This is a genomic window from Comamonas sediminis (assembly GCF_041107495.1).
Classification (GTDB): Bacteria; Pseudomonadota; Gammaproteobacteria; order Burkholderiales; family Burkholderiaceae_C; genus Comamonas; species Comamonas sediminis.
In genome coordinates this window covers 289086-314797 of the sequence record NZ_JBGBDC010000002.1, presented here as the reverse complement: position 1 = coordinate 314797, position 25712 = coordinate 289086, and the positions used below count along the sequence as shown (strand labels likewise).

The following is a 25712-nucleotide window of genomic DNA, read 5'->3' as shown; positions in this document are numbered from 1 at the left end:
CCAGGCATGCCAGCGGAGAACGACAGCTTGACGGTGATGCTGGAAGCACCGGATGACTTTGCCGGCTTTCGCCAGGCCGCGCGGGTGTTATTGGCCCTGGGCGCAGCGCCCGAGGTGGTGCACTGGCGCTGGTCAGATGAGTTGGCTACCCAGGCCGAGGATGGTGATTTGTTTGCGGATGCTGCGGCAGCCAATGATGCACCCGATGCGCCAGCCCGCGTCATCAGTCCCGATGCGCTGGACCGTTTGGCCATCGCACCCGGCCAGCCGGTGCACATCCGCAAACCCCAGCTGGCTGTGCTGCGCAATGCTTGCTGCCACCGCAATCCGGGGCGCTTCATGCTGTGCTACCGCTGGCTGTGGCGGCTGCAGGCCATGCCCAGCCTCGCGGGCGATGCGCTCGATGCCGATTGGCGCGATATCGAACGCCTGGCGCATGCGGTGCGACGAGAGATCCACAAGATGCATGCCTTTGTGCGCTTCCGGCCCGCACAGGACGAAAACGGCCACCCGCTGCATGTGGCCTGGTTCGAGCCTGAGCACCACATCGTTCGCGCGGCCTCGGGCTTTTTCATGGAGCGCTTCAGCAATATGCGCTGGGCGATTCTGACGCCGGACTGCAGCGTGCTCTGGGACCAGGAATGCCTGCAATGGGGCCCTGGCGCCTCAGCGGCCCAGGCGCCGGGCCCGGATGCGGGTGAAGCGCTATGGCTGGCCTATTACCAGTCCACCTTCAACCCGGCGCGCCTCAAGGAACAGGCCATGCTGCGCGAGATGCCGCGCCGGTACTGGAAGAACCTGCCCGAGACCCAGCTGATCAGCGGCCTGGTGGCAGGCGCGCGCAGCCGCACCGGAGACATGCTGGCGGCGCAGCCAAGCGCCCAGCGCGCCTGACGCGGACAGCGGTTTTTCAGACTCAGTGCAGTGACACGTCTTCGCGGCGCACATGGTCGTTGGCCGTGCCGGTAGGCCGGCTCGACCAGTAGCCTGCGAGCAGCGATCCCGATATGTTGTGCCAGACCGAGAAAATGGCGCCTGGCAGCGCGGCCATCGGGCTGAAGAACTTCGCGCCCAGGCTGGCCGCGAGGCCCGAGTTCTGCATGCCCACCTCGATCGCCAATGTGCGGCAGACCGATTTGTCAAAGCCCAGCAGGCGACCGCCCCAGTAACCACCCAGGTAACCGATCAGGTTGTGCGCAATCACGCCCGCCACCACGACGCCACCCACGGTGGCAATGCGGTCGCGGCTCAGGGCCACGACGGTGGACAGCACCAGCAGGATCGCCACCATCGACACGAGCGGCAGCAGACGCTCGACGCGTTTGATCTGCGCATGCCAGAAATGGTTCAGCAGCAGGCCCAGGCCAATCGGCAGCAGCACGATCTGTGCAATCTCCATCAACAGCGCGCTGACCGGCACGTCGATCGACGCCGAGATATAGAGGCGCGCAAGCAGCGGCGTGGCCACAATGCCGACCAGGGTGGACAGTGCACTGATCGTCACCGACAGCGCCACATCGCCCTTAGACAGAAAAATCATCACATTTGACGACGTACCGCTGGCGACGCTGCCGACCAGCACCATGCCGGCCGTCAGCTCGGGCGGCATGTTCAGCGCCTTGGCAATCAGCCAGGCGGCCAGCGGCATGATGAGGTAGTGCAGGAACAACCCGGCCGCAATCGGCGCAGGGCGCTGCAGTACGCGGCTGAAGTCGCTGATGCGCAGGGTGACGCCCATCGCAAACATGATCAGCATCAGCAACTGGGCAATATGGGGCTTGAAGCCCAGGAAGGCGGAGGGCGCGCTGTAGGCGATCAGCGCCATCACAGCTGCCCAGACGGGAAAAAGACGGGTCAACAAAGCAAGCACGGAAGTATCCAGACCAAAGCAAAGTCTGGGCGCTGCACTTTCGGCCAGGGCCGGTGCAACGCCCGTGGGAGAAGAACGGGGTGGGGGCTGATGCGATGCGGCGGAGGTGGCGCTGTGCCGGGCCAGGGATAGCGGCCAGTGCAACAGCGCTGCGATGAATGCCGGCTACAGGTGGTAGCGGGCAAGCGCCGGATGCTTGTGGCGGGCCGCATCAGGCCTACCATCATAAAGTTACGATTGCAACTGGTTGGGGGCAGGCTGCGGTGGCAACACAGCACACTCGGATATCCGCAGGCGGGTGTCTGTCAGCGCAATGCCTGTTGCAGGCGCAGACCCTGCCGCGCGCAAAGTTGGCATTTTTTGTACCCGAAGCCTGCTACGTTCTGCATAGCAATGTTGGCCCCATGCGTGGGCCGCATTCAGCGCCGGTGCGGCGCGGCGCAAGGTTTGGCCACTGCAGTTTTTATTGTAGGACTGCAGGCATTTTGTAACCTTTGGACGCAGGCCGCTGCTGCAATCTGCAGATCATCCGGTAGAGTCGTTGAGATTGGTTAACGATCTGATGCATTAATGCAACACCGTGACAGTGTCACTGGTGGCGATGCATCTCCTGCTCTGGAACTGCCGCTGCGACGCGCTGCCAGGGCCATCTCTAACTCGGTGCCATGCGGCCATGCACGCTGGACACATTTTTTGGGAGGAAGGTGCAGTTATGCCACCCCATGCAGCATCCTCAATGCCCTTGCCGCAAGTTGGCGGCTGGCTTGAACACAGTGTTGGCCCGTTGATGAGCTGGTGCGTGCTGGTAGCGGCCGCCGCGCTGGCCGGCCATATGGTTTTTCGGCTCACCGGCTTTCCCCGCATGCTGGGTTATACGGTCGTCGGCCTGCTGGCCGGCTGGCTCGGGTTTGGCGATCTGCCCTGGCCGCTGCAAGGCAATACCCAGGTGCTGCTGCATACGGCCGTAGGCACCAGCATGCTGATTGCCGCCTCGCAAATCTCGCTCAAATGGTTGGTGCGTCAGCCGTTTTTGCTGCTGCAAAGCCTGGTCGAATCGCTGGCAGCCCTCGTGCTGGTCACGGGCACTCTGCAACTGCTCGGCATGGGCTGGGCGGTGTCACTGGGTGTTGGCGTGATCGCGATGGCGGCGTCTCCATCCGTTCTTTTGCGCATCTCCTCGGATCTGCGCTCCAGCGGGGCCGTCACCGACCGCAGCGTGTTGATGGCAACGCTCAGCTGCGTGTACGCACTGGTGCTGGGCTTGGTCATCACCGTGGCATGGTCGCCGGTGGCTGGCACGGATGCCCAGTCGGGCCTGATGCTGACCGCAGCCGGCATGGGCCATTTGTTGTGGAACCTGGGCCTGACCCTGTTGTGGGCGCTGCTGACCACCGCCGCCTTGTGGCCGGTGTTGCGCTGGACCTCGTCGCGCAGCGACTCCACCGCGCTGTACATGCTTGCCGTGCTGGTGGCAGCCAGCCTGCTGTCTGAACGCCTGGGCGGCTCGGCGGCGCTGGCTTTTGTCCTCGCCGGCGTGATGCTGCGCAATCTCAGCCCCAGGCCGATGATCTGGCCCACGGCCTTCATGGCGGGCAACACCATGCTCAATCTGCTGATGTTTGTGCTGGTGGCCAGCATGGCCGGCCAGATGGCGCCGAGCGCAGCGCTGATCAGCGTGGTGGCGGCAGCCAGCCTGGCGCGCCTGCTGGGGAAGATGGGCGGGGTCATCTTGCTGGGCGCAGGCACCGGTATTGGCTGGCTGCGCCAGTGGCCAGTCGCCTGCGCGCAATCGCCCAGCTCGGGCCTGGCACTGCTGATTGCCTCGGCCCAGGTGGCGCAATGGGCCACCACCAACCCGGATGTCGCCATCAGCGTATCGTCGATTGCGCTGCCAATGATTGTGCTGTGTGAGGTGATCGGTGTGCTGCTGGCCTCGCTCGCGCTGTGGCGCAGTGGCGAGGCCCACCGCGGTATCGGTCTGTCCGCCCTCACCAGCAAGGAGAAACGCCATGACGCTTGAAGCTTTCCAACAATCCCAGGCACTGACCTTGGGGGTGGAGCTGGAGCTGCAACTGGTCAACACCAACCACTATGACCTGACGCCTTACGCCCCCGATATGCTGGCCCTGCTGAAAAACGCGCAGGTGCCGGGCTCGATCGTGCCCGAGGTCACCACCAGCATGATCGAGATATCGACCGGTATCTGTACCGATGCGCAGGACGCCTACCAGCAGCTGACCGTCACGCGCGACGCCCTGGTCAAGGCGGCCGATAAGCTCAATATTGCGCTGGCCGGCGGGGGAACCCACCCGTTCCAGCAGTGGCACCAGCAGCGCATCTACAACAAGCCGCGTTTCAAAGAGATCACTGCGCTGTATGGCTACCTGACCAAGCAATTCACGATCTTTGGCCAGCATGTGCATGTGGGCTGCCCCGGTGCCGACGCGGCATTGATGATGCTGCACCGGCTCTCGCGCTATATCCCGCACTTTATTGCGCTGTCGGCCTCCAGCCCCTTTGTGCAAGGGCAAGACACCGCTTTCGATTCGGCGCGGCTGAACTCGGTGTTTGCGTTTCCGCTGTCTGGCCGGGCACCGTTTGCGCTGCACTGGGAGGACTTTGAGCGCTACTACGAGAAGATGACCGCCACCGGGGTGATCCACAGCATGAAGGATTTCTACTGGGATATCCGCCCCAAGCCCGAGTTTGGCACCGTCGAGGTGCGGGTGTTTGACACGCCGCTGTCCATCGAGCGCGCCGTTGCACTGGCCGCCTATGTGCAGGCGCTGGGGGCCTGGTTCCTGGCCGAGGAGCCGTTCGAGCCCAGTGAGGACGACTACCTGGTCTACACCTACAACCGCTTTCAGGCCTGCCGATTCGGCCTGGAAGGCGCCTATGTGGACCCGGCAAGCAGCGAATCCTTTGGGCTGCGGGAGCACATCCTGCTGACCTTGCAGCGCATCCAGTCCTATGTGCCGGACAACAGCAAGGAGGCCTTGCTGCAGCTGCGCAAAACCGTCAACGAAGGGGTCAACGACGCCAGCCGCCTGCGCGAAGCCTATGCCCAGGCCCAGCAGCTGCCCGAGGTGGTACGGCAGTCAACCCTGCGTTTCCGGTATTGAAGTAAATCCGCCGGGTTGAAAGCCATCCGGGGCTGGCCTGCATTACAGTGCAGAGTCAGCCTTTTTTGCCTTCACCCGTGTCTGAAAAAACTCTGCTGCTCATCCAGGTCGGCACGCCGCCCGACGATATCCGTGCCCAGGTCGGCGATTTGCCGCTGTGGTTCTCCGCCGTGCTCGCCGCTGGGCCCGCGTTCAAGGTGGTGCGGGTGTTCGAGGGCGAGCCCTTGCCGCCGCATGACGCGCACAGCGCCGCGATCATCACCGGCTCCTGGGCGATGGTCACCGATCGTCTGCCGTGGAGCGAAGCGGCGGCCCAGTGGATACGCGACGCGATGGCATTGGGGTTTCCGCTGTTTGGCGTCTGCTACGGGCACCAGCTGATGGCCCATGCGCTGGGTGGCAAAGTCGATTACCACCCCAAGGGCCGCGAAATGGGCTGCCTCGATATCGACCTGCTGGCCGGGGCCGAGGAAGAGGCATTGCTGGCCGGCTCAGGCCCGCGCTTCAAAGCCCATCTGACCCATATGCAAACGGTGCTGGAGCTGCCGCCAGGCGCCCGGGTGCTCGCAAGATCAGCCCATGACCCGCACCAGGTGGTGCGCTATGGGGCCCATGCAGTGTCCACCCAGTTCCATCCGGAGTTCAGCCAGAAGGTGGCTGCTGCCTGCATCCAGCTGCGTGCGCAGGTGCTGCAGTCGGAGGGCTTTGACCCGCAGGCGATGCTGGAGCAACTGCGCGACACGCCTGTGCCGCAGCGGATGCTGCAGCGCTTTGTAGCCGCCTATGCCTGCCCGCCAGCAACCGCGCCGGCGCTGAACACGGCCTTGGGTGCTCAGGCCGGGACGACCTTGACGGTATAGCCCTTGCCGGAGGTGATGACTTCCAGCAGTCGGTCGATATTGGGATGCGCGCCGGGGCGGGCCTTGGCGTCTTCCGTATGTTCAGCAAAAATCTGCAGGCCTTCTTCAGCCGCTGCCACATTGATGCCGCCATGCTTGGCGGCCAGTGCGTTGTAGACCTTGGCCGAACCGGCCTTGCCGGGGGCATTCGGAATGGTGGCTGCGACCTGGCCATCGGCATCGATCAGTTGCAGCTCGGCGATATGGTCAATGGAAGGCAGGGATTGGAGGTTGTCAGCAAATGCCATGGGGCTCCTGGGCGCAGAAGTGGTATCAAAAAAATAGCTGCCGGTGCTTATTGCATGGGCAGCTCACGGGTTTTGTATTATGCAGCAAAGCCTTGCTGGCCAAGGGGTCAGGGCGGCCATCCTGCCGCCCACAGCCATCGTCAGTCCTGTGCCTTCACCAGGCCCATGATGAAGTCCCAATGCCGCGCATCCACCGGCGTGATCGACAAGCGGTTGCCTTTTTGCAGCACCCGCATGTCTTCCAGCTCCGGATACTGGCGCAGCGCAGCCACCGTGAGGGGCTCGATCTTGCGCAGCGCCTGCACATCCAGCATCAGCCAGCGCGGGGCCTCGGGTTTGGACTTGGGGTCGTAGTATTTGGAGTCCGGGTCAAACTGGCTGGCATCGGGCCGCAGATGGCCCGCGATGCGGGCAATGCCGTAAATACCGGGCTCCGCGCAGCTCGAATGCCAGTACAGCACACCATCGCCCACCTGCATGTCATCGCGCATGAAGTTGCGCGCCTGGTAGTTGCGCACGCCATCCCAGGCGATCGTCGCCTGGGGCGCGTTGAGCGCGCGGTCGATGGAGAATTCATCGGGCTCGTTTTTCATCAGCCAGTAGCGGGTCGATGCAGCGTTCATGGTGCTTGGATGTAAGGAGGGCGGGGCAGGCGGGTAGCGCGGCCCAGACCTGAGCGCGCATGCTGCTGATGCTAAACGATGCGCCGCTCTGTTTATGGAAGCACAAGCGCTGCGGCAGTGTTGATGCCAGGCGGCGTTTATACGAGACAGCCCAAGCGTAAACAGCAGCAACATAGTACAATAGAGAGCTTTGCAAGCTTTTGTGGCTTGACTGCGTTGGCTGCCTGGCAGCTGCGCGGTACATCGTGTGCGGGATGCTGGTTGTTGGGGCCCGTTGGCGGGCCCGCTGATGGCCGCTTCGCTGAGTGGCCTGGCACGGCGCTTGCCCCCTGGGAGGTGAGAGCTGGCAAGACCATCCCGAACCATGGAGAGAGCCACCGCTTGTTGGTGGCACAGAGAACAGCATGGCGAACCGGTTTCGTTCATGCACCACTAGACAAGGATTCGTCGACTTATATGGCTAAAGAAGAACTGATTGAGATGCAAGGCTCCGTGACCGAAGTGCTGCCGGATTCGCGCTTTCGCGTGAAGCTGGACAACGGCCACGAGCTGATTGCCTACACGGGCGGCAAAATGCGCAAGCACCACATTCGCATTCTGGCCGGTGACAAGGTGTCGCTGGAGATGTCGCCTTACGATCTGAGCAAGGGCCGCATCACTTTCCGTCACCTGCCAGGCCGTGGCCCGGCACCTACCCAACGTTGACCGGGTGCAGGGCCGCTGTAAAAAAATCGTCAAATACGAAATGCAGCAGCCCAAACCCTGGTTACAATAACGGCTTAGTCGGAGCGTAGCGCAGCCTGGTAGCGCATCTGCTTTGGGAGCAGAGGGTCGCGAGTTCGAATCCCGCCGCTCCGACCATTCCATTTAAAAACCTGTTGCATGCAAATGCAGCAGGTTTTTTGTTTTGCTGATCCGCGATTCGATACGGCTTGTATTGTTAAAGCGCTGGCAACGCTGGTTGACAGTCCGGCCAAGGTGGGGCGCTGGGTGCAGCGCCGAGGCCCATGCTGCGCAGCGGGCAGGGCGGCTGCCTGCCAACCGTCCGATCCGCTAAAAAGTTGTCAAAGTAATCAATTTTCGTCAGAAGGGGCTGCGGCTCGATATACAATAGCGGCTTAGTCGGAGCGTAGCGCAGCCTGGTAGCGCATCTGCTTTGGGAGCAGAGGGTCGTGAGTTCGAATCCCACCGCTCCGACCATCCCTATTGAAAACCTGTTGCACGCAAGTGCAGCAGGTTTTTCGTTTGGGCAGTTCCAAAAACGCCAGTTGCGCCCCACCATCCCAGTGGGTCTAGGGCGCCATCGTCCAAGCCATTAACCAGATGGCGATCGCCGTCAACATGGCTTGGCGATGCCCTTGCGTGGGGCGGGGAATGTATCCGGCTGGATACATATATTTTCCGAGCCGATGCACGTTGATTTTGCTGCATTCTTCGCTGAAACAGGCTTTGCCTAGCAGAAATTGGGCCTGCTTTTTTGCTGCCAGGAACGCTACAGGTAGCGTACACTCAATCCCATAGACACCATATGTAGTGTCCACCGCTTCCCCCACTGGTTATCCGATGCTGGTCTCCCTCCAGCCACTGCGCGCCTGCGATGCCGGGCGCGTTTTGGCGCGGGATAGCTGTGTCTTGCGCCCGTGGTCCTGCGTTTTTTATCCCATTAGAAACATCGCAAATGAACCAGACAAGCACTATGAGAGTCACCAAGCGTGACGGTCGCGTTGAACCCATCGACCTGGACAAAATCCACCGAGTGATTGACTGGGCGGCTAAAGGCCTGAGCAATGTGTCGGTCTCGCAGATCGAGCTGCAGTCGCATATCCAGTTCTATGACGGCATCCGCACCGATGCGATCCATGAAACCATCATCAAGTCCGCCGCCGACCTGATCTCCGAAGACGCGCCCGACTACCAGTACGTCGCAGCGCGCCTGGCCATCTTCCACCTGCGCAAGATTGCGTTCGGCCAGTTCGAGCCGCCGCATCTGTACGAGCATGTGCAAAAGCTCACCGAGCTCAAGAAGTACGACCCCCATCTGCTGGCCGATTACAGCCGCGAAGAGTACGACGAGATCAATGGTTTCATCGACCACTGGCGCGATATGGACTTCTCCTACGCCGCCGTGAAGCAGCTCGAAGGCAAGTACCTGGTGCAGAACCGGGTGACCAAGCGCATCTACGAAAGCCCGCAGATCCTGTACGTACTGGTTGCGATGAGCCTGTTTGCCAAGTACCCGGCCGACCGCCGTTTGCAGTACATCAAGCGCTTCTATGATGCCGTCTCGCGCTTCAAGATTTCGCTGCCCACGCCCATCATGTCGGGCGTGCGCACGCCGCTGCGCCAGTTCAGCTCCTGCGTGCTGATCGAGTGCGACGACAGCCTCGACAGCATCAATGCCACCACCAGCGCCATCGTCAAGTACGTCTCGCAGCGCGCCGGTATCGGCATCAACGGTGGCCGCATTCGCGCGCTGGGCAGCGAGATCCGTGGCGGCGAGGCGCAGCACACCGGCTGCCTGCCTTTCTTCAAGATGTTCCAGTCGGCCGTCAAGTCCTGCTCGCAAGGCGGCGTGCGCGGCGGTGCAGCCACCTTGTTCTACCCGCTGTGGCACCTGGAAGCCGAGTCGCTGCTCGTGCTGAAGAACAACCGTGGCGTCGAAGAAAACCGCATCCGCCATCTGGACTACGGTATCCAGATCAACCGCATGCTCTACCAGCGCCTGATCAAGGGCCAGAACATCAGCCTGTTCTCGCCCCATGATGTGCCCGGTCTGTACGAGGCCTTCTTTGCCGACCAGAACAAGTTCGAAGAGCTGTACGTCAAGTACGAGAGCGACGAATCCATCCGCAAGCGCACCTTGCCGGCAGTGGAGCTATTCTCGCTGATGATGCAAGAGCGTGCCAGCACCGGCCGTATCTACATCCAGAACGTGGACCACTGCAACACGCACAGCCCGTTCAACCCGGCCGTCGCTCCCGTGCGCCAGTCGAACCTGTGCATGGAAATCCTGCTGCCGACCCACCCGCTCGAAGACATCAAGGACGAGAACGGCGAAATCGCGCTGTGCACCCTGTCGGCCTTCAACCTGGGCGCGCTGGAATCGACCGACGAGCTCGAAGAGCTGGCCGACCTGATCGTGCGCGCACTCGATGCCCTGCTGGACTACCAGGACTACCCGGTGGCCGCTGCCCGCATTGCGACCGAAAAGCGCCGCTCGCTGGGCGTGGGCGTGATCAACTACGCCTACTACCTGGCCAAGAATGGTGTGCGCTACTCCGACGGTTCGGCCAATGGCCTGACCCACCGCACCTTCGAAGCCATCCAGTACTACCTGCTCAAGGCATCGGTGCAGCTGTCGCGTGAATTCGGTCCTTGCACCGCCTTTGCCGAAACCAACTACGCCGCCGGCATCCTGCCGATCGATACCTACAAGAAGGACATCGACGGCCTGACCGACGAGCCCCTGCACCTCGACTGGGAAACGCTGCGCACCGAGATCAAGACCCATGGTCTGCGCAACTCGACCCTGACCGCGCTGATGCCGTCCGAGACCTCCAGCCAGATCGCCAACGCGACCAACGGCATCGAGCCTCCACGGGGCTTTGTGTCGGTCAAGCAGTCCAAGGACGGCATCCTGCGCCAGGTGGTGCCGGAGATCGATCGCTTGAAGGGCCAGTACGAACTGCTCTGGCAAATGCCCAACAACGATGGCTACCTGAAGCTCGTGGGCCTGATGCAGAAGTTTGTCGACCAGTCCATCTCGGCCAACACCAACTACGACCCGCAGCGCTTCGCCGACGGCAAGGTGCCGATGCAGCAACTGCTCAAGGACCTGTTGCAGGCCTACAAGTTGGGTGTCAAGACCCTGTACTACCACAACACCCGTGATGGTGCCGAAGACATGCAGGGCGCGGCTGCAGAAGACGACTGCGCCAGCGGCGCCTGCAAGATCTAAGCGGAGAGAAGGCGATGGCATACAGCACCTTCTCCAAGGTCGACAATGACCAGCTCAAGGAACCGATGTTCTTTGGCAATCCGGTCAACGTCGCCCGCTACGACCAGCAGAAGTACCCGATCTTCGAGAAGCTGATCGAAAAGCAGCTCTCGTTTTTCTGGCGCCCTGAAGAAGTGGACATCACGCAGGACCGTATCGACTACCAGAACCTGCCTGACCACGAAAAGCACATCTTCATCAGCAACCTGAAGTACCAGACCCTGTTGGACTCGATCCAGGGGCGCAGCCCCAACATGGCCTTCTTGCCGCTGGTGTCGCTGCCAGAGCTGGAGACCTGGATCGAGACCTGGGCGTTTTCCGAGACCATCCACTCGCGCTCCTATACGCACATCCTGCGCAACATCGTCAACGATCCATCGGTGATCTTTGACGACATCATGCGCAACGAGAGCATCAAGCTGCGCGCGGGCGACATCTCGTCGTACTACGACGACCTGATCCGCGATGCGATGCTGCACGCCCAGCTGGGCCCGGGCAGCCACACAATCAATGGCGTGGTGCACGAGATCGATGTGTACCAGCTCAAGAAGAAGATGTACCTGTGCCTGATGAATGTGAACATTCTGGAGGCCATCCGCTTTTATGTGAGCTTTGCCTGCTCCTTTGCGTTTGCCGAGCGCAAGCTGATGGAGGGCAATGCCAAGATCATCCGCCTGATCGCCCGCGATGAAGCGCTGCACCTGACCGGCACCCAGCACTTGCTCAACATCATGCGCTCGGGCCAGGACGATCCGGACTTTGCCAAGATCGCCAAGGAGACCGAGCAGGAATGCTTTGAGATGTTCAAGACGGCTGCCTTGCAGGAAAAGCAGTGGGCCGAGTACCTGTTCCGCGACGGCTCGATGATCGGCCTTAACAAGGACATTCTGAGCCAGTACGTGGAGTACATCACCAATATCCGCATGTCGGCGATCGGCCTCAAGCCCGCGTTCGAGAACGCCAAGAGCAACCCGATCCCCTGGATCAACACCTGGCTGTCGTCCGACACCGTGCAGGTGGCCCCGCAAGAGGTGGAGCTGAGCTCCTACCTGGTGGGCCAGATCAACGCCGAAGTCTCGCTGGATGACCTGAGCGGAATCGAGTTGTGACTACGGTCAGCACCACGGACACCCTCATACGCGTGCTGCCAGGGGAGACCCTGCTTGAAGCGCTAGAGCGCACTGGCCACGATGTGGAATACCAGTGCCGTGGTGGCTATTGCGGCAGCTGCCGCCTCACCTTGGTCGAAGGCGAAGTCGTCTACACCCAGGAGCCGCTGGCCTTTGTCGGGCCCCATGAAGTGGTTCCTTGCTGCTGCGTGGTCAAGACCCCAATCAAGGTGGAATGCAGCCTCCGGCAACTGGAAACCAGCGCCGACGACAAGAGCCAGCTGGCTTTGGATCTGTAGGTCTCTGCCGTTTTGTGCGCAGGCCCCATGCTGAGCTTGGGGCCTTTTTTTTTGCTGCCTGCGATGCACAGCGATGACAGCTTTTTGTCTCAGCAATGCCTGCCGCCAGCACGTTCCCCTGCTGCGCTGGCGAACTTTACACAAGCAGGGTTTAAGGGGCTGGATGGCCGCTTGACTGCCCCTGCGCCCCCTGATGGGTACAGGCCGCCACCGCTTGGTGCAGCAGCGCGCAGGCTTGGTGCAGGGGCAGTCAAAAACCAGGCATGCATGCACTGTGGCTGTGCAGGGCCACCGGGTTAGCGCGTAATGGTTTTTACCCGCGAAGCCTGGCTTGTGCCCGCCCTCGAATTTCTTGTTTGCGCCGACTGCGCGATCGCTTGATCATCGCTGCCAGATCAGAGCTTCTGATCCACACAGCTTGCATGATTCGGAGATACCAGATGGCAACAAGCCAAGTCATACGCGCCGGGGCAGATATCGGCGGCACTTTCACAGACATCGCACTGGAGGTCGATGGCGTCCTGTTCAGTGAGAAGGTCCTGACCGACTATGAGAAGCCCGAGCGCGCCATCGTCACAGGCCTCAAGCAGGCGGCGGCCCAGGCGGGGATCGCGCCATCGCAGATCGGCACGGTGATCCACGGCACCACCTTGGCCACCAATTCGCTGATCGAGCGGCGCGGTGCCAGGACCGCCTTCATCACCAGCGAAGGTTTTCGCGATGTGATCGAGATGCGCAACGAGGGCCGTTTTGAGCAGTACGACCTGGCCATCCAGCTGCCCGCACCGCTGATTGCCCGCAACCACCGCTTTACCGTGCGGGGCCGGCTTGATGCCAAGGGCCAGGAGCTGCAGCCGCTCGATGAGGCACAGGTGCAGGATGTGATTGCGCAGCTGCGCCGGGGCGAGTACGAAAGCGTGGCCGTGGGCCTGATGCACAGCTACAAGAACCCGGTCCATGAAAAACGGGTGCGCGCGCTGATTGCCCAGGCTTTGCCCCAGCTGTCGGTGTCCATCTCCAGCGAGGTCTCGCCCCAGATCCGCGAGTTCGAGCGCTTCAACACCGTCTGCGCCAATGCCTATGTGAAGCCGCTGATGTCCTCCTATCTGCAGCGCCTGGCCCAGGCGCTGGTGGCAGAAGGCATGCACTGCCCACTCTACCTGATCCATTCGGGTGGCGGCTTGATGTCACTGGCCAATGCTGCCGAATTCCCGGTGCGCCTGCTGGAGTCCGGTCCGGCCGGCGGCGCCATCTACGCCAGCGATTTTGCGGCCAAGTATGGCCAGGACAAGGTCGTCTCCTTCGACATGGGTGGCACCACCGCCAAGATCTGCCTCATCGACCAGCATGTGCCCAAGACGGCGCGGGTGTTTGAAGTCGCGCGCAGCTACCGCTTCAAAAAGGGCAGCGGCATGCCGATCTCGATCCCGGTCATCGAGATGATCGAGATCGGTGCGGGCGGCGGCTCCATCGCGCATGTGGACGATATGCGCCAGGTGCGCGTGGGGCCCGAGAGCGCCGGCTCCGAGCCCGGACCGGCCAGCTACGGCCGGGGCGGCGCACGCCCCACGGTAACCGATGCCGATCTGCTGCTGCACAAGCTCGACCCGGCCCGCTTTGCCGGCGGCAGCATGCGGCTGGACAGGCCCGCTGCCGAACAAGCCATGGACGCCCATGTGGGCCAGGCCCAGGGCCTGGATGCGGTACGCGCCGCCTACGCGGTGGCTGAGGTGGTGGACGAGAACATGGCCAATGCCGCGCGCATGCATGCGGTGGAGTCCGGCCAGGACCTGGAGGCCTACACGATGATCGCCTACGGCGGCGCGGCGCCACTGCATGCCGTGCGGCTTTGCGAGAAGCTCGGCATCCAGCGCCTGCTGATCCCGACCGGCGCTGGCGTGGGCTCGGCCATCGGCTTCTTGCGTGCGCCCTTTGCCTATGAGTCGCTGCGCAGCTCGGTGATGCGCATGAGCCAGTTCGATGGGGAAGCCGTCAACCAGATGCTGCGCGAGATGGAGGTGGAGGTGAGCGCGTTTTTGCAAGACACCGGCTATGGCGGCGAGACCGTCAAGGAGCTGCGCGCCTTCATGCGCTACTGCGGCCAGGGCTGGGAGATTCCGGTCTCGGTGCCCGTGCAGCACTTTGGGCCGGACAGCGTGCCCGCGCTCAACGCGGCCTTTGTGCAGAACTATGTGGCTTTGTTCGGCCACGCGATCGACGGCCTTGACATCGAGGTGGTGAGCTGGGCACTGTCCTTGCGTTCCAAGACCTTGCCCCCGGCCAAGGCTGCGTTGCAGCAGGGCGGCACGCCGCAAAAGGGGGCCGGCACGGTGCTGGACCGCCGCGAGGTGTTCGACGGCAAGCAAGGCCAGTTCTATGCCTGCGACATCTATGAGCGTCTGGGCCTGCCCCGGGGCCAGGCTGTGCCCGGCCCGGTGGTGATCGTGGAAAAGGAAACCTCGACCTATGTCAGCCCCGGCTTCAAGGTTGTGCTGCAGTCAGACGACTGCATGCTGGTGGAACGCATCGACAGCGGAGTGTGATCATGGCAAACAATACAGACGTTCATTACCAAATCATGTGGAACCGCCTCATCTCGGTGGTGGAAGAGCAGGCAGTCACGTTGATTCGCACCGCCTTTTGCACCAGCGTGCGGGAGGCGGGCGACTTGTCGGCCGGCGTGTTCGACAGGCAGGGCCGCATGATGGCCCAGGCCGTGACCGGCACCCCTGGGCATGTGAACTCGATGGCCGAGTCGGTCGCACATTTTGCGAAGCGCTTTGAGCGCAGCACGCTCCAGGATGGCGATGTGCTGGTCACCAACGACCCCTGGCTGGGCACCGGCCACCTGCACGACATCACCGTCGTCACGCCGGTCTTTTATGGCCCTGACGGCCACAGCGAACACATCGGCTACTTTGCCGCCACCGCCCACGTGGTGGACATCGGCGGGCGCGGCTTTGGCCCGGACGGCAGCGATGTCTACGAAGAGGGCCTGTGCATTCCGCCGATGAAGTTCTTCCGCGCCGGCGCGCTCAACGAGGACCTGATCGAGATCCTGCGCAACAACGTGCGTGAGCGCGACCAGGTGATTGGCGACTTCCACTCGCTGGCCGTCTGCAATGCCACCGGCATGCGCCGCCTCAAGGGCATGCTGGCCGAGTTTGAACTGCGCGACCTGGAAGACCTGGCCCGCTTCATCTTTGACAACAGCCAGCGCGCCACCCGCGAGCGCATCGCCGCGTTGCCCGATGGTACCCAGCGCTATGCGATGACCGTCGATGGCTATGAAAAGCCCATCGAGCTGGTGGTGGCCGTGGAGATTGCGGCCGACAAGCTGCGCGCCGACTTTGCCGGCACCTCGGACCCCAGCCGCTACGGCATCAATGTGCCGCTGACCTACACCAAGGCCTATGCCTCCTATGCACTCAAATGCGCGATTGCGCCGGAGATCCCCAACAACTGGGGCTCGCTGGAGCCCTTCGAGATCAGCGCGCCGGAGGACTGCATCCTCAACGCCCACCGCCCGCGCCCGGTGTCCGTGCGCCATGTGATCGGCCACCTGATCCCCGATGTGGTGCTGGGCGCGCTGCAGCCCATTTGCCAGGGCGAGATCCCGGCCGAAGGGGCCAGCTCGCTGTGGAACCTGCAGATGCGCTTCAAGGGCATCACGCCGGCCACCCGCAACCAGCAGCACGAGATCCTGATGTTCAATACCGGTGGCACCGGTGCGCGCCCGTCCAGCGATGGCCTGAGCGCCACCGCCTTCCCCAGCGGCGTGCAGGCCATGTCGGTCGAGGTGACCGAGAGCATCGGCCCCATCATCATCTGGCGCAAGGAGCTGCGCCCCAACTCGGGCGGCGCCGGCCGCTGGCGGGGCGGCCTGGGCCAGCGCATCGAGGTGGGCTCGGCCGAGGGCTTCGAGTTCGACCTGAACGCCATGTTTGACCGCGTGCATTTTGCGGCCCGGGGCCACAACGGCGGCCAAAGCGGCGCGCTGGGCCAGGTCGCGCTCGATGACGGCACCACCTTGCGCGGCAAGGGCAAGCAGCAGATCCCGGCGGGGCGCCGTCTGATTCTGGACCTGCCCGGCGGCGGCGGCAACGGCGATGCGGCCCAGCGCCCGGCAGCGCTGGTGCAGCGCGATGTGGCCTATGGCTACATCAGCGCCGAGCAAGCCCAGGCCGATTACGCCCATGCGGCACCACGGACCCCGGCCTGATCGCCTGAAGCTGGCCAGCGGCGCTGCCGCTGGCCCTTCCAGCGCGCTGGCCCGCATTTCTTTTTCTCCCACAGCAGGACACCAAGGACTCCCGATGCGCACACAAAATCCCACGGCAAATGGATTTGCCGCCCCCAGTGCCAGCCTTACCGACTGGCCGTCCCCCTCGTCGACGGCCGCGCCACGCACGGTGCAGTCCAAGGAGCTCAACCGCGTCGTGCTGGCCTCGGTGGTCGGCAGCTTTGTCGAATGGTTCGAGTTTTCCGTCTACGGCTACCTGGCCGCAGTGCTGGGCAAGGTTTTCTTTGCCAGCAGCTCACCCACGATGCAGGTCACCGCGTCCTGGGCGGCCTTTGCGATTGCGTTTTTTGCCCGGCCCATCGGCGGCATCTTCTTTGGCTCGCTGGGCGACAAGTACGGCCGAAAGCGCGTGCTGACCATCACCATCATCATGATGGCCATCTCCACGTTCCTGATCGGGGTGCTGCCGGGCTATGCCAGCATCGGCATTGCCGCACCGTTGCTGCTGATCGTGCTGCGCCTGATGCAGGGCCTGTCCGCCGGGGGCGAGGCCAGTGGCGCCGCCATCTTTGTGGCCGAATACTGCCGGGACCGCAACCGCACCTTGCTCACCAGCTGGGTGGAGGTTGGGTGCATGGCCGGCTTCTTCTTTGGTGCCTCGGTGTCCGCGATCCTGACCGTGTTTTTCAGTGCCGACCAGATTCTGGACTGGGCCTGGCGCATTCCCTTTCTGATCGCACTGCCGCTGGGCGCCATTGGCCTCTACATCCGCAAGTACCTCGAAGAGACCCCCACCTTTGTCGCAATGAAGCAGCAGCATGACGCACTGGCCCAGGCGAGCTGGAAGGTGCTGTTCGCCACCCACAAGAAGGAGCTGTTCCAGTCGGCCGGCATCATCATCGTGACCAATGTCACCTTGTTCACCGTCGTCACCTACATCCCGACCTACTTTGTCAGCGCGCTGCATGTGGATGTGGCCACCGGCCTCAAGCTGTCCCTGGGCCCACAGCTCTTTCTGGTGGTGATGATCCCCCTGATGGGCATGCTGGCCGACAAGCTCAGCCGCAAGACCATGATGACCGCCGCCAGCCTGGCCATCGCGGTGCTGGCCGTGCCTTGTTTCCACCTGCTGCTCGAAGGCAGCACCGCCGCCAAGGTCTCGTCCTTGATGGTGCTGAACTTCTGCTTGGCCATGCTCCTGGGCAGCATCTACTCGATCATCCCGTCAATGTTCCACACCAGCGTGCGCTTCAAGGGCATGGCGCTGAGCTACAACGTGGCCGTGGCCATGTTCGCCGGCACCGCGCCGATGATCAACTCCTGGCTGATCGCCCGTACCGGCAACCCCGTCGTGCCTGCCTACTACCTGATCGGCGCGGCCGTCATCGGCCTCATAGCCCTGGTCAGCAGCCGGGACCGCACCGGTCTGCCGATGCACGGCGATCCGGTGCAGTAAGCCAAGCAATGCCAAGCGGGGCCAGGCGCAAGCAAGAAGAGCGCGGTCCGGTGGTCTGTCCCGCAGCGGCTCAGGCAGCCTTGCGGGAGATCCCGGTCGCCATCCGCATCAGGCTGTCAAAGGCCCGGTCAGAGAGCCAGCGGCGCATGAAGATCATGGGCTTGGCGCCGAACCCGACGGCATAGCGTGTCTTGGGCCGGCGCGCAGTCACGGCCTTGGCGATCGTATCCGCGATCAACTGCGGCGGCGATTGGCGCTTGCGGCTGGCCTCGCCCACCATCGATTCGGCCATTGCCCTGGCCTGGCAGGCATAGGCGCCTTGGCCCGAGGTTGCGCGCAAGTGGTCAGCAGCAATACGGGCCCACTCGGTCTTGATGCCACCGGGCTCGATCACCACCACATCGATACCAAAGGGTGCCACTTCCAGCCGCAGGCAGTCGCTGATGGCCTCCAGCGCAAACTTGGTTCCGTGGTACCAAGCCCCCAGTGGGGTATGGATCTTCCCGCCCATCGATGTGATGTTGACGATGCTGCCTGCGCGCTGCTTGCGCATATGCGGCAGCGCCAACTGCGTGAGGCGCGCGGCGCCAAAGACATTCACGTCAAATTGTTGGCGGGCCTCGTCGATGGACACATCCTCGACAGCGCCATAGGCGCCGTAGCCGGCATTGTTGACCAGCACGTCGATGCGACCTGACCGGGCGATGATCTCCTGGATACCGGCCCGCATGGAGTCGTCGTCGGTGACATCCATCGCCACCACATGGACGCCTGCCGCAACCAGGGACTGCATGCGGTTGAGCCGGCGGGCTGCCGCGTATACCGTGTAGCCAAGGGCATGGAGCTTCAGCGCGGTGGCTTCGCCGATGCCGGAAGACGCGCCTGTGACGAGAGCAACTGGAGGGGTCATGTCGGAGATCCTTGGATCAATGGGTTGGATGGCAACGCGGCCCGGATGGGGCTCGCGTTCTGTACTTCCCACTGTAGGCCGCAAGAGGCGCCAGCACACCAGCAAGTCACGCCAGACCTGCTGCAAACCGCGCCAATCTCTGTGCTTATCCACCCAGTGACCGCGCTGCAGACATTCCCCCAGGACCTTGCTTGCGTAGGGTGACGGCGGACGCCAGCATGCGCTTCGTCGTCAGCTCAGGCCTGCGCGGCGCCCATGCGGGCCAGCACGTCGGAGGGGAGGACGACCACGCCCTTTGCAGTGGGCACCGTGCGTACCAGTGCTTGCGCGACGGCCTGGGCATGCACGGGCTTGTAGGCCCCGGGCAGGATGGGGGCGAGCAGCTTGGCGACGGGAATGGCGATCAGCTCGCCAATGCGGGTGGGCTGACCCAGCCCATCCCGGTGATCCAGCAGCAGCGAAGGTTGCGCGATCACCAGTGCCTCAAAAGGCATCGCTTTCAGCGCATCCTCCAGTTCCCCTTTGACCCGGGTGTAGAACATGGCCGAATGCGCGTTTGCCGATCCGGCGCTAACCAGGCCGATGCGCCGCGCACCTGCCGCGAAGGCTGCCTGCGCAACGGCCAAGTTAGCATCCAGGTCGACGGCCCGGAAGGCTTGCTTGCTACCTGCCACCTTGATCGTCGTGCCCAGGGCCAGGTAGAGCTCATCGACTGGCGGGAGTGCCGGCAGTTGGCGGAAATCCACGGCATGGATCTGCAGCTTGGGATGGCGTAGGGCCAGCGGCCGCCGGACCAGGGCATGGACCTCGGCAACATTCGGGTCGGCCAAGAGCGCATGCAGCAACTGGCCACCGACGAGGCCTGTAGCGCCAGCCAGCAGCACTTTGCGGGGCGGATGGGGTGATGTCATGGCGTCATTTTCCTCTTTGAACAGGTTCTTAGTGCAGGCGCATGGCGCTGCGGGCCGCATCGGGGGTCTGGCCTGTCCATTCCAGGAAGGCGCGGTAGAAGGAATTGGGATCTTCAAAGCCCAGCAGGAAGGCGATTTCGCTGCCGCTCATCGTGGTGCTGCCGAGGTAGTGGCGGGCCAGGCTCTCCCGGGTGCTGTTGACGAGGGCGCGGAAGTTCTCTCCCTCGGCCTCCAGCCGGCGCTGCAGCGTGCGTTTGCTCATCCCCAAGCGCTCGGCGGCTGTGTCGATGCTGGCCGTATTGCTGGGAAGTAGTTCCAGCAAGACAGCACGCACCCGTTCGCCCGTGCTGGCCGCCGCATCCAGCTCGCTCAGCCGGCGGCGCAGCTCAGGCTCGAACACGCGCCACATGCCCTCGTTCAAGGTCAAAAAGGGGCGCAGCGCATCGGCAGCAGTGAAGCAGATACAGGGCGCATCCCCCTGTTGCACAGCGACACCGAAAAAGCGTTCGTAGTGCCTTGCACTGCTGCTGGCCGGAAGTTGCGGCAGTTCCACCCGCAGTGCCTTGATTGGCGCGCGTGTCGCCATCCGCGCAAGGCGCAGGAAAAACGCCACTTCGGCGACCTGCAGCGACCAGGGCACCTCCGTCTGAACCGACAGCCAGCGCGGCGACACGCTGAGCGCCCCGGCGCCGTTCACCTGCAGCTCCAGCCCCATGGGCGCCACAAGCTGCTTGTACCTGGCCAGGCGTTGCGCTGCCTGCATCAGATTGGCGCTGCACAGCGCGGCGAACAGGGGGGGATCGAACACCTCGGCCGATACCTTGTCGACCAGGTGCAGCGGAAACAGCGGATCTCCCGCTTCCTGCTCCAGAGCGCGCCAGAAGCGGAAATACGCTTCTGTGTCCAGACCGCGTTCTGCGTGGGAAAACAGGTCTTCCGGCAGCGCCGCTTTGCACAGCACATGCTCGGGCCTGATGCCAAAGTCTGTCAGCAGCGTGCGCCAGCCCATGTTCAAGGAAAAGGTCAGCTTGCGTGCCATGCGAATGCCCCTGGAAACAATGATGACCAGACGCAGGTCTGGTACCGAACAAGCTTAGCGCCAAAAGGCCGTTGGCAACATGCAAGATGCGCCACCTTGACGGCAGTGGGTGCCGATCCAGATAGCACCGGACGTGTGCGGAGTAGGGGCCTTACTGCGAGGACTGGTCGCGTTCGAACAGGCGCTGCGATGGCTTGGTGCTTGCTGACCGCCACCTATAATCATCGGCAGCCCGGGCAGTCGTCCTCCGTGCCCGGCGCCCCTCCATGAAATACAAGCTACCGCCCCTGCAGCCGCTGCGCGTGTTCGAGTCCGTCTTCCGCCATGGCTCCATCCGCAAGGCGGCCGACGAACTGTGCCTGACCCCGCAGGCCGCCAGCCAGCAGCTCAAGCAGCTGGAGAGTGCCCTGGACGTGCAGCTGTTCGAGCGTGGCACCCGTGGCCTGCTCGCCAGTGAGGAGGCGCAGACGCTGTACCACTATGTGGAGCAGGGGCTGGATGCGCTGAGCCAGGGGATGGAGGCGGTGCGGGCCCACCACAACGACGCACAGTTCCATATCCAGGTCAGCCCCTACTTTGCGACCCAGTACCTGATCCGCTCGCTGCCGTCGTTCACCAAGGATTACCCGGCACTGGATCTGCGCATCTCCATTGGCGTGGAGCTGCCTTCGTTTGACAGCAGTGATCTGGATGCTGCGATCGTCTGGGGCTATGGCGGTGTGGACCACCTCGATGAAACCCCGCTGCTCGAAGACCTCAAGGTCATCGTTGCCGCACCCCAGCTGCTGGCCGAGCACCCGGTGGAGACCGCGCAGGACCTGCCGCACCACCGGCTCATCTCGCCGCTCAGCCACAACACCTTGTGGCAGGACATCTATGCCATGCTGGGCCTGGATCCGGGCGACAAGCATGCCAGCCCGATGCTGCTGCACACACACGATGCGATGCTGCAGGCCGTCCTCAGCGGGCAGGGGGTGGGGCTGCTGTCCTATGTGGATGCGCTCAGCTATATCCACAGCGGCAAGCTGCTCGCGCCCTTTGGCCCGGAGCTGCTGCGCCAACTGCCGATGGATAGAACGCCCAAATTCCACCTCTACACACGCCGGGGCGGGGGTGAGCGGCCTATCCAGACCAGCTTTCGGCAATGGCTGCTGGGCCAGTTGAGCAGCACCGACTTCATCGGCTACGCGTCGCGCCTGCCGCAGAGCCGATCCCGCGCCCCTGCCAGCGCTGTATCGCCGGGCTGACACAGCCTGCCGTCGAACGGCGCACCAATGGCTCGCGGCTGGTACACTGGCTGCGCTTTGAAAAAAGCCTATCTACAGGTGCTTGTCATGCACAAGTGAAACGGGAACAAGGTCGGGAGGAAGCTCCCCCAAGCCTTGGCTGCCCCCGCAACGGTAGACAGGAAAAGTAGCCGATGCGGCCCGCTCCCACGCGGGCCCAGTCACTGGGGTCGAGAGTGTGTCCATGCCTGCGAGGCCATGAGACACGCCCGCCCTGGGAAGACCGGTTACCGGGTCGGCGCCTGCGCCGTACCGCCTGTAAGCCCGGAGACCGGCCTGTTCGTAGTCGTAGCGTGTTCCGGACCTCTCTGTCCTGACGGCGCTCTCTCAACTGTCTGCGGGGTGTGGACGGCGGTTCGGCATGCGGCCCCGTCCCTGGGATGACCGCGTGCAGTGCGGCCCTCACATCAGGCAGTTTTCGCCTTTTGTTGAAATGACTGCAGTTCCTTTTCCGAAAAACCGGCTCCTGGCAGCCGGTCGGCTCTCTTCCTCGTTGCGTCTGGTGGGTCACTCCTGTGTCCTGTGTTTGCCTGCCCTGGGCATGGCGGTGGCCCATGCGCAAGAGGCATCGCTGTCCGAAGTGGTGGTGACCGACAGGCGCAGCGAGCCCCATGCGCTCCAGCTGCCTTCCACCTCGGCCAGCAAGCTGGCCATTCCGCTGCAGGACCTGCCGGCCAGCGTCAGCTCGGTATCGGCTGTGCAGATCCAGGAGCGCGCCGACTATGAGGTGGTCGATGCCGTGGGCCGCAGCGTGGGCCTGAGCACGACCGGCACCCCTGGCAACGGCGGACTGTCGTTTTCCAGCCGGGGCTTTAATGGCGTCAACTCGGTGGGGGTGGCCGAAGACGGTCTGGCCTTGGGCGTGGCCGCAGGCACCGTGGCCTATCCCAATTCCAGCTGGGGCTATGAGCGCTTTGATGTGCTGCGCGGTCCGGCATCGCTGATGTACGGCAGCGGCACGATGGGCGCCACCGTGAATGCGGTGCGCAAGGAGCCCAGCCGCACCACCTCGTCCGAAGTGTTGCTGGGCGCTGGCTCCCATGGCACGGCGCGTGCGGGCCTGGGCACCACCGGCGCACTGAGCGACAGCCTGAGCTACCGCCTGGATGTCTACGGTGATCGCACGGACGGCGAGCGCCAGCTGGGCAACAGCGACAGCAAGAAGCTGATGAGCGCCATCCGCTGGCAGGCCAACAGTGACCTGCGCCTGGACCTGACGGCCGATGTCAGCGACCAGCGGCCCGAGCGCTACTTTGGTACCCCCGTCGTTGATGGCAAGCCGGTGGCGGCACTGCGCGACCGCAATTTCAACGTTCTCGACAGCGACATCCACTACAAGGACCAGCGCTACAAGCTCAAGGCCGAGTGGAACGTGAGCGACGCGCTGGTGCTGCGCAACGAGACCTACCACATGAAGGCCGACCGCCACTGGAAGAACATCGAAGGCTACGACTACGATGCCGGCACCCGCACGGTCCACCGCTACGATTACCTGGAGATCGGCCACGATCTGGAGCAAAGCGGCAACCGCCTGGGTGCCGTATTCAAGCCCGGCCAGCACGAGATTGCGATGGGCTGGGACGTGTCGCAGGCCAAGTTCACCGCCCTCAACAACTCCCCATATACCGGCGAGTCCGATGTGCCGCTGACCGGTGGCACCAGTGGCTACTGGAACAGCCCGGACCCCTATAAGGCGCGCATGACCTCGCGCATCCGCCAGAACGCCTTCTACCTCGAAGACGCCTGGAAGCTGGGCGCGCAGTGGCTGCTGATGGCCGGCGTGCGCCGCGACCTGTATGACTTTGACCGCATGGACCTGCTCAGCCCGGCCCGTTTTGACAAGACCTTGGGCGGCACCTCCTGGCGCCTGGGCCTGACCCACAAGCTGGACCAGAACACCAGCGTCTATGCCCAGGTCAGCACCGGCCATGACCCGGTTACCAGTCTGCTGTCGCTGAGCCAGTCGCAAACCGGCTTCACCCTGAGCAAGGGCCGCCAGGTGGAGGTGGGCATCAAGCAGCAACTGCCCAATGACCAGGGCGAGTGGACCCTGGCGGTCTTCGACATCCGCAAGAAGGACATCATCACGCGCGACCCGGACCGCCCAGCGCTGTCGATCCAGGGCGGCAAGCAGTCGTCCAAGGGTATCGAGCTGGCGGGCAGTTGGCGGGCGACTGCGTCCTGGCGCTTTGAGGGCAACCTGGCCTATGCCGATGCCCAGTTTGACGAGCTGCGCGAAGGCGCCACCGCCATTGACCGCGCCGGCAACCAGCCCGCCAATGTGCCGCGCTACACGGCCAATGCCTGGGCGCACTACCAGACGGGCGATTGGCGGGCATCGCTGGGTCTGCGCCATGTTGCCAGCCGCTACACCAGCAATGCCAATACCGCGCAGCTGCCCGCCTACACCGTGGCCGATGCGGTACTGGGCTGGAACCTGAACCGCAGCACCAGCTTGAACCTCGTTGGCCGCAACCTGACCAACAAGCGCTATGCTGCATCGTCCTACGGCTCGCAATGGCTGATGGGCAATGGCCGCAGCTTTGAGCTGATGGCCCATCTGCGTTTCTGAGCAAGGCACAGGCATGACAGCAAGCACCTCCCGGCACATTCTGCGCGCGCTGGCGGCAGCGGCCGCCTTGGTGCTGGCCGGCTGTGACCAGCCAGCCGGCCCGCAGCCGCCCAGCCGCCCCACCCAGGCAGCAGCGGTCCCCATCGCCAGTGCGGCGGCTGCCGCGCCCGCAGGCTTGCGGGCTGCGCCGCTGGTGATCGATGTCTGCGGCCAGCCCCAGCGCTATGACCGGGTACCGCAGCGCGCCATCACGCACGATGTGAACATCACCGAGATGTTCCTGTTTCTGGGCCTGGGGCCCCAGCTGGTCGGTTACACGGGAATACCGTCGCGCAAGGAGATCAGCCCCGAGCTGGTGGACCAGTTCGCCCGGGTGCCCAAGCTCTCGTCGCAGGACATGAACCTGGAGACCATGCTGGAGGCACGCGCCGACTTTGTATTTGGCGGCTGGAGCTATGGGTTCCGCCCCGGCGGGGTCACGCCCGAGCTGCTGGCAAAGCACGGCATCGCATCCTATGTGCTGTCCGAGTCCTGCGTCCGCATCCACAAGCGTGAGCGTGTGGCGCTGGCCGACACCTTGGCGGACCTGCGCAATGTGGCGCGCATCTTTGACATCGAGCCCCAGGCGCAGCCGCAAATTGCCAAGCTGCAGGCCTCGATCAACCAGCTGGCCACGCAGATGCGAGGCAACACGCAGCAACCGCGTGTCTTTGTGTTTGACAGCGGCGAGAAGATACCGACGACGGTCGGCGGCTTCGGCATGCCCCAGGCCATGCTGGATGCCGCAGGTGGCAGCAACATCTTTGCCGACATCCCCAGCAACTGGCCCCGAGGCAATTGGGAGGATGTGATCACCCGCGACCCGGAGTGGATCATCATCATCGACTACGGCCAGCCCAGCGCACAGGGCAAGATCGATTTTCTGCGTTCCAAGCCGGAGCTGGCGGGGGTGTCGGCCATTCGCGAGCAGCGCTTTTTCGTCATCAGCTATGCCGAGGCCACGCCAGGGCCGCGCAACGTGAACGTGGCGCAGCGCCTGGCTGCTGCCTTGCACCCGGATCGCCGTATCACGGTGGACCCGGTTCCCTGGCTGCCTGCGGCGGAGTCCAAGCAGTGAGCCATGCGCCC

The 25712-nt window shown here is 63.4% G+C and carries 20 protein-coding genes, 2 tRNA genes and 1 riboswitch; of the genes, 16 read left to right on the top strand and 6 right to left on the bottom strand.

What is annotated here, in order from left to right; translation table 11 throughout:
* The first annotated feature begins 6 nt into the window (after window positions 1-6).
* Window positions 7-894 (top strand): TIGR03915 family putative DNA repair protein, encoded by an 888-nt coding sequence (locus AB7A72_RS05655; protein WP_369459278.1) that lies wholly within the window; start codon window positions 7-9, stop codon window positions 892-894.
* Window positions 895-916: 22 nt separating this feature from the next.
* Here the strand turns inward: AB7A72_RS05655 and panS are convergent, their stop codons facing one another.
* Window positions 917-1870, bottom strand: coding sequence for a ketopantoate/pantoate/pantothenate transporter PanS (gene panS / locus AB7A72_RS05650; RefSeq protein ID WP_239811981.1), 954 nt, complete (start codon window positions 1868-1870; stop codon window positions 917-919).
* Window positions 1871-2606: 736 nt separating this feature from the next.
* Between panS and AB7A72_RS05645 the strand changes: the two genes are divergently transcribed.
* The 3 genes from AB7A72_RS05645 to AB7A72_RS05635 all read left to right on the top strand — a co-directional run bounded on the left by AB7A72_RS05645 (window position 2607) and on the right by AB7A72_RS05635 (window position 5852).
* Window positions 2607-3890: a cation:proton antiporter domain-containing protein gene (locus tag AB7A72_RS05645; protein WP_312528582.1), complete on the top strand. Its 1284-nt coding sequence runs from the start codon at window positions 2607-2609 to the stop codon at window positions 3888-3890.
* On the top strand, window positions 3880-4992 hold the full coding sequence (locus AB7A72_RS05640; RefSeq protein ID WP_239811983.1) for a YbdK family carboxylate-amine ligase: 1113 nt from the start codon (window positions 3880-3882) through the stop codon (window positions 4990-4992). The genes AB7A72_RS05645 and AB7A72_RS05640 overlap by 11 nt, the downstream gene beginning before the upstream one ends.
* A 77-nt stretch (window positions 4993-5069) precedes the next feature.
* Entirely contained in the window at window positions 5070-5852 is a 783-nt protein-coding gene (locus AB7A72_RS05635) for a glutamine amidotransferase (RefSeq protein ID WP_369459277.1), read from the top strand.
* Here AB7A72_RS05635 and AB7A72_RS05630 read toward each other — a convergent pair.
* Together AB7A72_RS05630 and AB7A72_RS05625 are read right to left on the bottom strand one after the other, a co-directional pair.
* Window positions 5825-6139 carry a DUF2322 family protein gene (locus tag AB7A72_RS05630; RefSeq protein ID WP_369459276.1) on the bottom strand — a complete coding sequence of 105 codons (315 nt, stop codon included), beginning with the start codon at window positions 6137-6139 and terminating at the stop codon, window positions 5825-5827. The genes AB7A72_RS05635 and AB7A72_RS05630 overlap by 28 nt on opposite strands.
* A gap of 140 nt (window positions 6140-6279) precedes the next feature.
* Window positions 6280-6762 carry an EVE domain-containing protein gene (locus tag AB7A72_RS05625; protein ID WP_369459275.1) on the bottom strand — a complete coding sequence of 161 codons (483 nt, stop codon included), beginning with the start codon at window positions 6760-6762 and terminating at the stop codon, window positions 6280-6282.
* 456 nt (window positions 6763-7218) lie between these two features.
* On the opposite strand from AB7A72_RS05625, the gene infA reads away from it, so the two are divergent.
* The 9 genes from infA (at window position 7219) to AB7A72_RS05580 (ending at window position 17866) form a co-directional block, all read left to right on the top strand.
* Window positions 7219-7467, top strand: coding sequence for a translation initiation factor IF-1 (gene infA, locus AB7A72_RS05620; RefSeq protein WP_133856176.1), 249 nt, complete (start codon window positions 7219-7221; stop codon window positions 7465-7467).
* 79 nt (window positions 7468-7546) lie between these two features.
* Window positions 7547-7623: transfer RNA gene (locus AB7A72_RS05615), tRNA-Pro, on the top strand.
* Window positions 7624-7885: 262 nt separating this feature from the next.
* Window positions 7886-7962 (top strand) — tRNA-Pro (locus tag AB7A72_RS05610).
* A 496-nt stretch (window positions 7963-8458) separates the two neighbouring features.
* Window positions 8459-10720, top strand: a complete 2262-nt coding sequence (nrdA, locus tag AB7A72_RS05605; RefSeq protein WP_373448923.1) for a class 1a ribonucleoside-diphosphate reductase subunit alpha — start codon at window positions 8459-8461, stop codon at window positions 10718-10720.
* Between the two features lie 14 nt (window positions 10721-10734).
* Window positions 10735-11868, top strand: a complete 1134-nt coding sequence (gene nrdB / locus AB7A72_RS05600) for a class Ia ribonucleoside-diphosphate reductase subunit beta (protein ID WP_239811988.1) — start codon at window positions 10735-10737, stop codon at window positions 11866-11868.
* Complete coding sequence (gene yfaE, locus AB7A72_RS05595; RefSeq protein WP_312835818.1) at window positions 11865-12167, top strand: class I ribonucleotide reductase maintenance protein YfaE; 303 nt, start codon at window positions 11865-11867, stop codon at window positions 12165-12167. Before nrdB ends, yfaE begins: the two co-directional genes overlap by 4 nt.
* 440 nt (window positions 12168-12607) lie before the next feature.
* Entirely contained in the window at window positions 12608-14710 is a 2103-nt protein-coding gene (locus AB7A72_RS05590; protein ID WP_369459274.1) for a hydantoinase/oxoprolinase family protein, read from the top strand.
* A gap of 2 nt (window positions 14711-14712) precedes the next feature.
* On the top strand, window positions 14713-16389 hold the full coding sequence (locus AB7A72_RS05585; protein ID WP_369459273.1) for a hydantoinase B/oxoprolinase family protein: 1677 nt from the start codon (window positions 14713-14715) through the stop codon (window positions 16387-16389).
* Between the two features lie 94 nt (window positions 16390-16483).
* Window positions 16484-17866, top strand: a complete 1383-nt coding sequence (locus AB7A72_RS05580; RefSeq protein ID WP_369459272.1) for an MFS transporter — start codon at window positions 16484-16486, stop codon at window positions 17864-17866.
* Between the two features lie 70 nt (window positions 17867-17936).
* Here the strand turns inward: AB7A72_RS05580 and AB7A72_RS05575 are convergent, their stop codons facing one another.
* The 3 genes from AB7A72_RS05575 to AB7A72_RS05565 all read right to left on the bottom strand — a co-directional run bounded on the left by AB7A72_RS05575 (window position 17937) and on the right by AB7A72_RS05565 (window position 20726).
* Entirely contained in the window at window positions 17937-18776 is an 840-nt protein-coding gene (locus AB7A72_RS05575; RefSeq protein ID WP_312462588.1) for an oxidoreductase, read from the bottom strand.
* 236 nt (window positions 18777-19012) lie between these two features.
* Window positions 19013-19687, bottom strand: a complete 675-nt coding sequence (locus tag AB7A72_RS05570; RefSeq protein ID WP_369459271.1) for an NAD-dependent epimerase/dehydratase family protein — start codon at window positions 19685-19687, stop codon at window positions 19013-19015.
* A gap of 28 nt (window positions 19688-19715) precedes the next feature.
* Window positions 19716-20726 (bottom strand): AraC family transcriptional regulator, encoded by a 1011-nt coding sequence (locus AB7A72_RS05565; protein WP_312528600.1) that lies wholly within the window; start codon window positions 20724-20726, stop codon window positions 19716-19718.
* Window positions 20727-20992: 266 nt separating this feature from the next.
* On the opposite strand from AB7A72_RS05565, the gene AB7A72_RS05560 reads away from it, so the two are divergent.
* The 3 genes from AB7A72_RS05560 to AB7A72_RS05550 all read left to right on the top strand — a co-directional run bounded on the left by AB7A72_RS05560 (window position 20993) and on the right by AB7A72_RS05550 (window position 25701).
* Entirely contained in the window at window positions 20993-21973 is a 981-nt protein-coding gene (locus AB7A72_RS05560; RefSeq protein ID WP_369459270.1) for a LysR substrate-binding domain-containing protein, read from the top strand.
* A gap of 59 nt (window positions 21974-22032) precedes the next feature.
* Window positions 22033-22306, top strand: a riboswitch (cobalamin riboswitch).
* 247 nt (window positions 22307-22553) lie between these two features.
* Window positions 22554-24584, top strand: coding sequence for a TonB-dependent receptor (locus AB7A72_RS05555; protein ID WP_369459269.1), 2031 nt, complete (start codon window positions 22554-22556; stop codon window positions 24582-24584).
* A 13-nt stretch (window positions 24585-24597) separates the two neighbouring features.
* Window positions 24598-25701 (top strand): ABC transporter substrate-binding protein, encoded by a 1104-nt coding sequence (locus AB7A72_RS05550; protein WP_369459268.1) that lies wholly within the window; start codon window positions 24598-24600, stop codon window positions 25699-25701.
* Window positions 25702-25712: the final 11 nt, after the last annotated feature.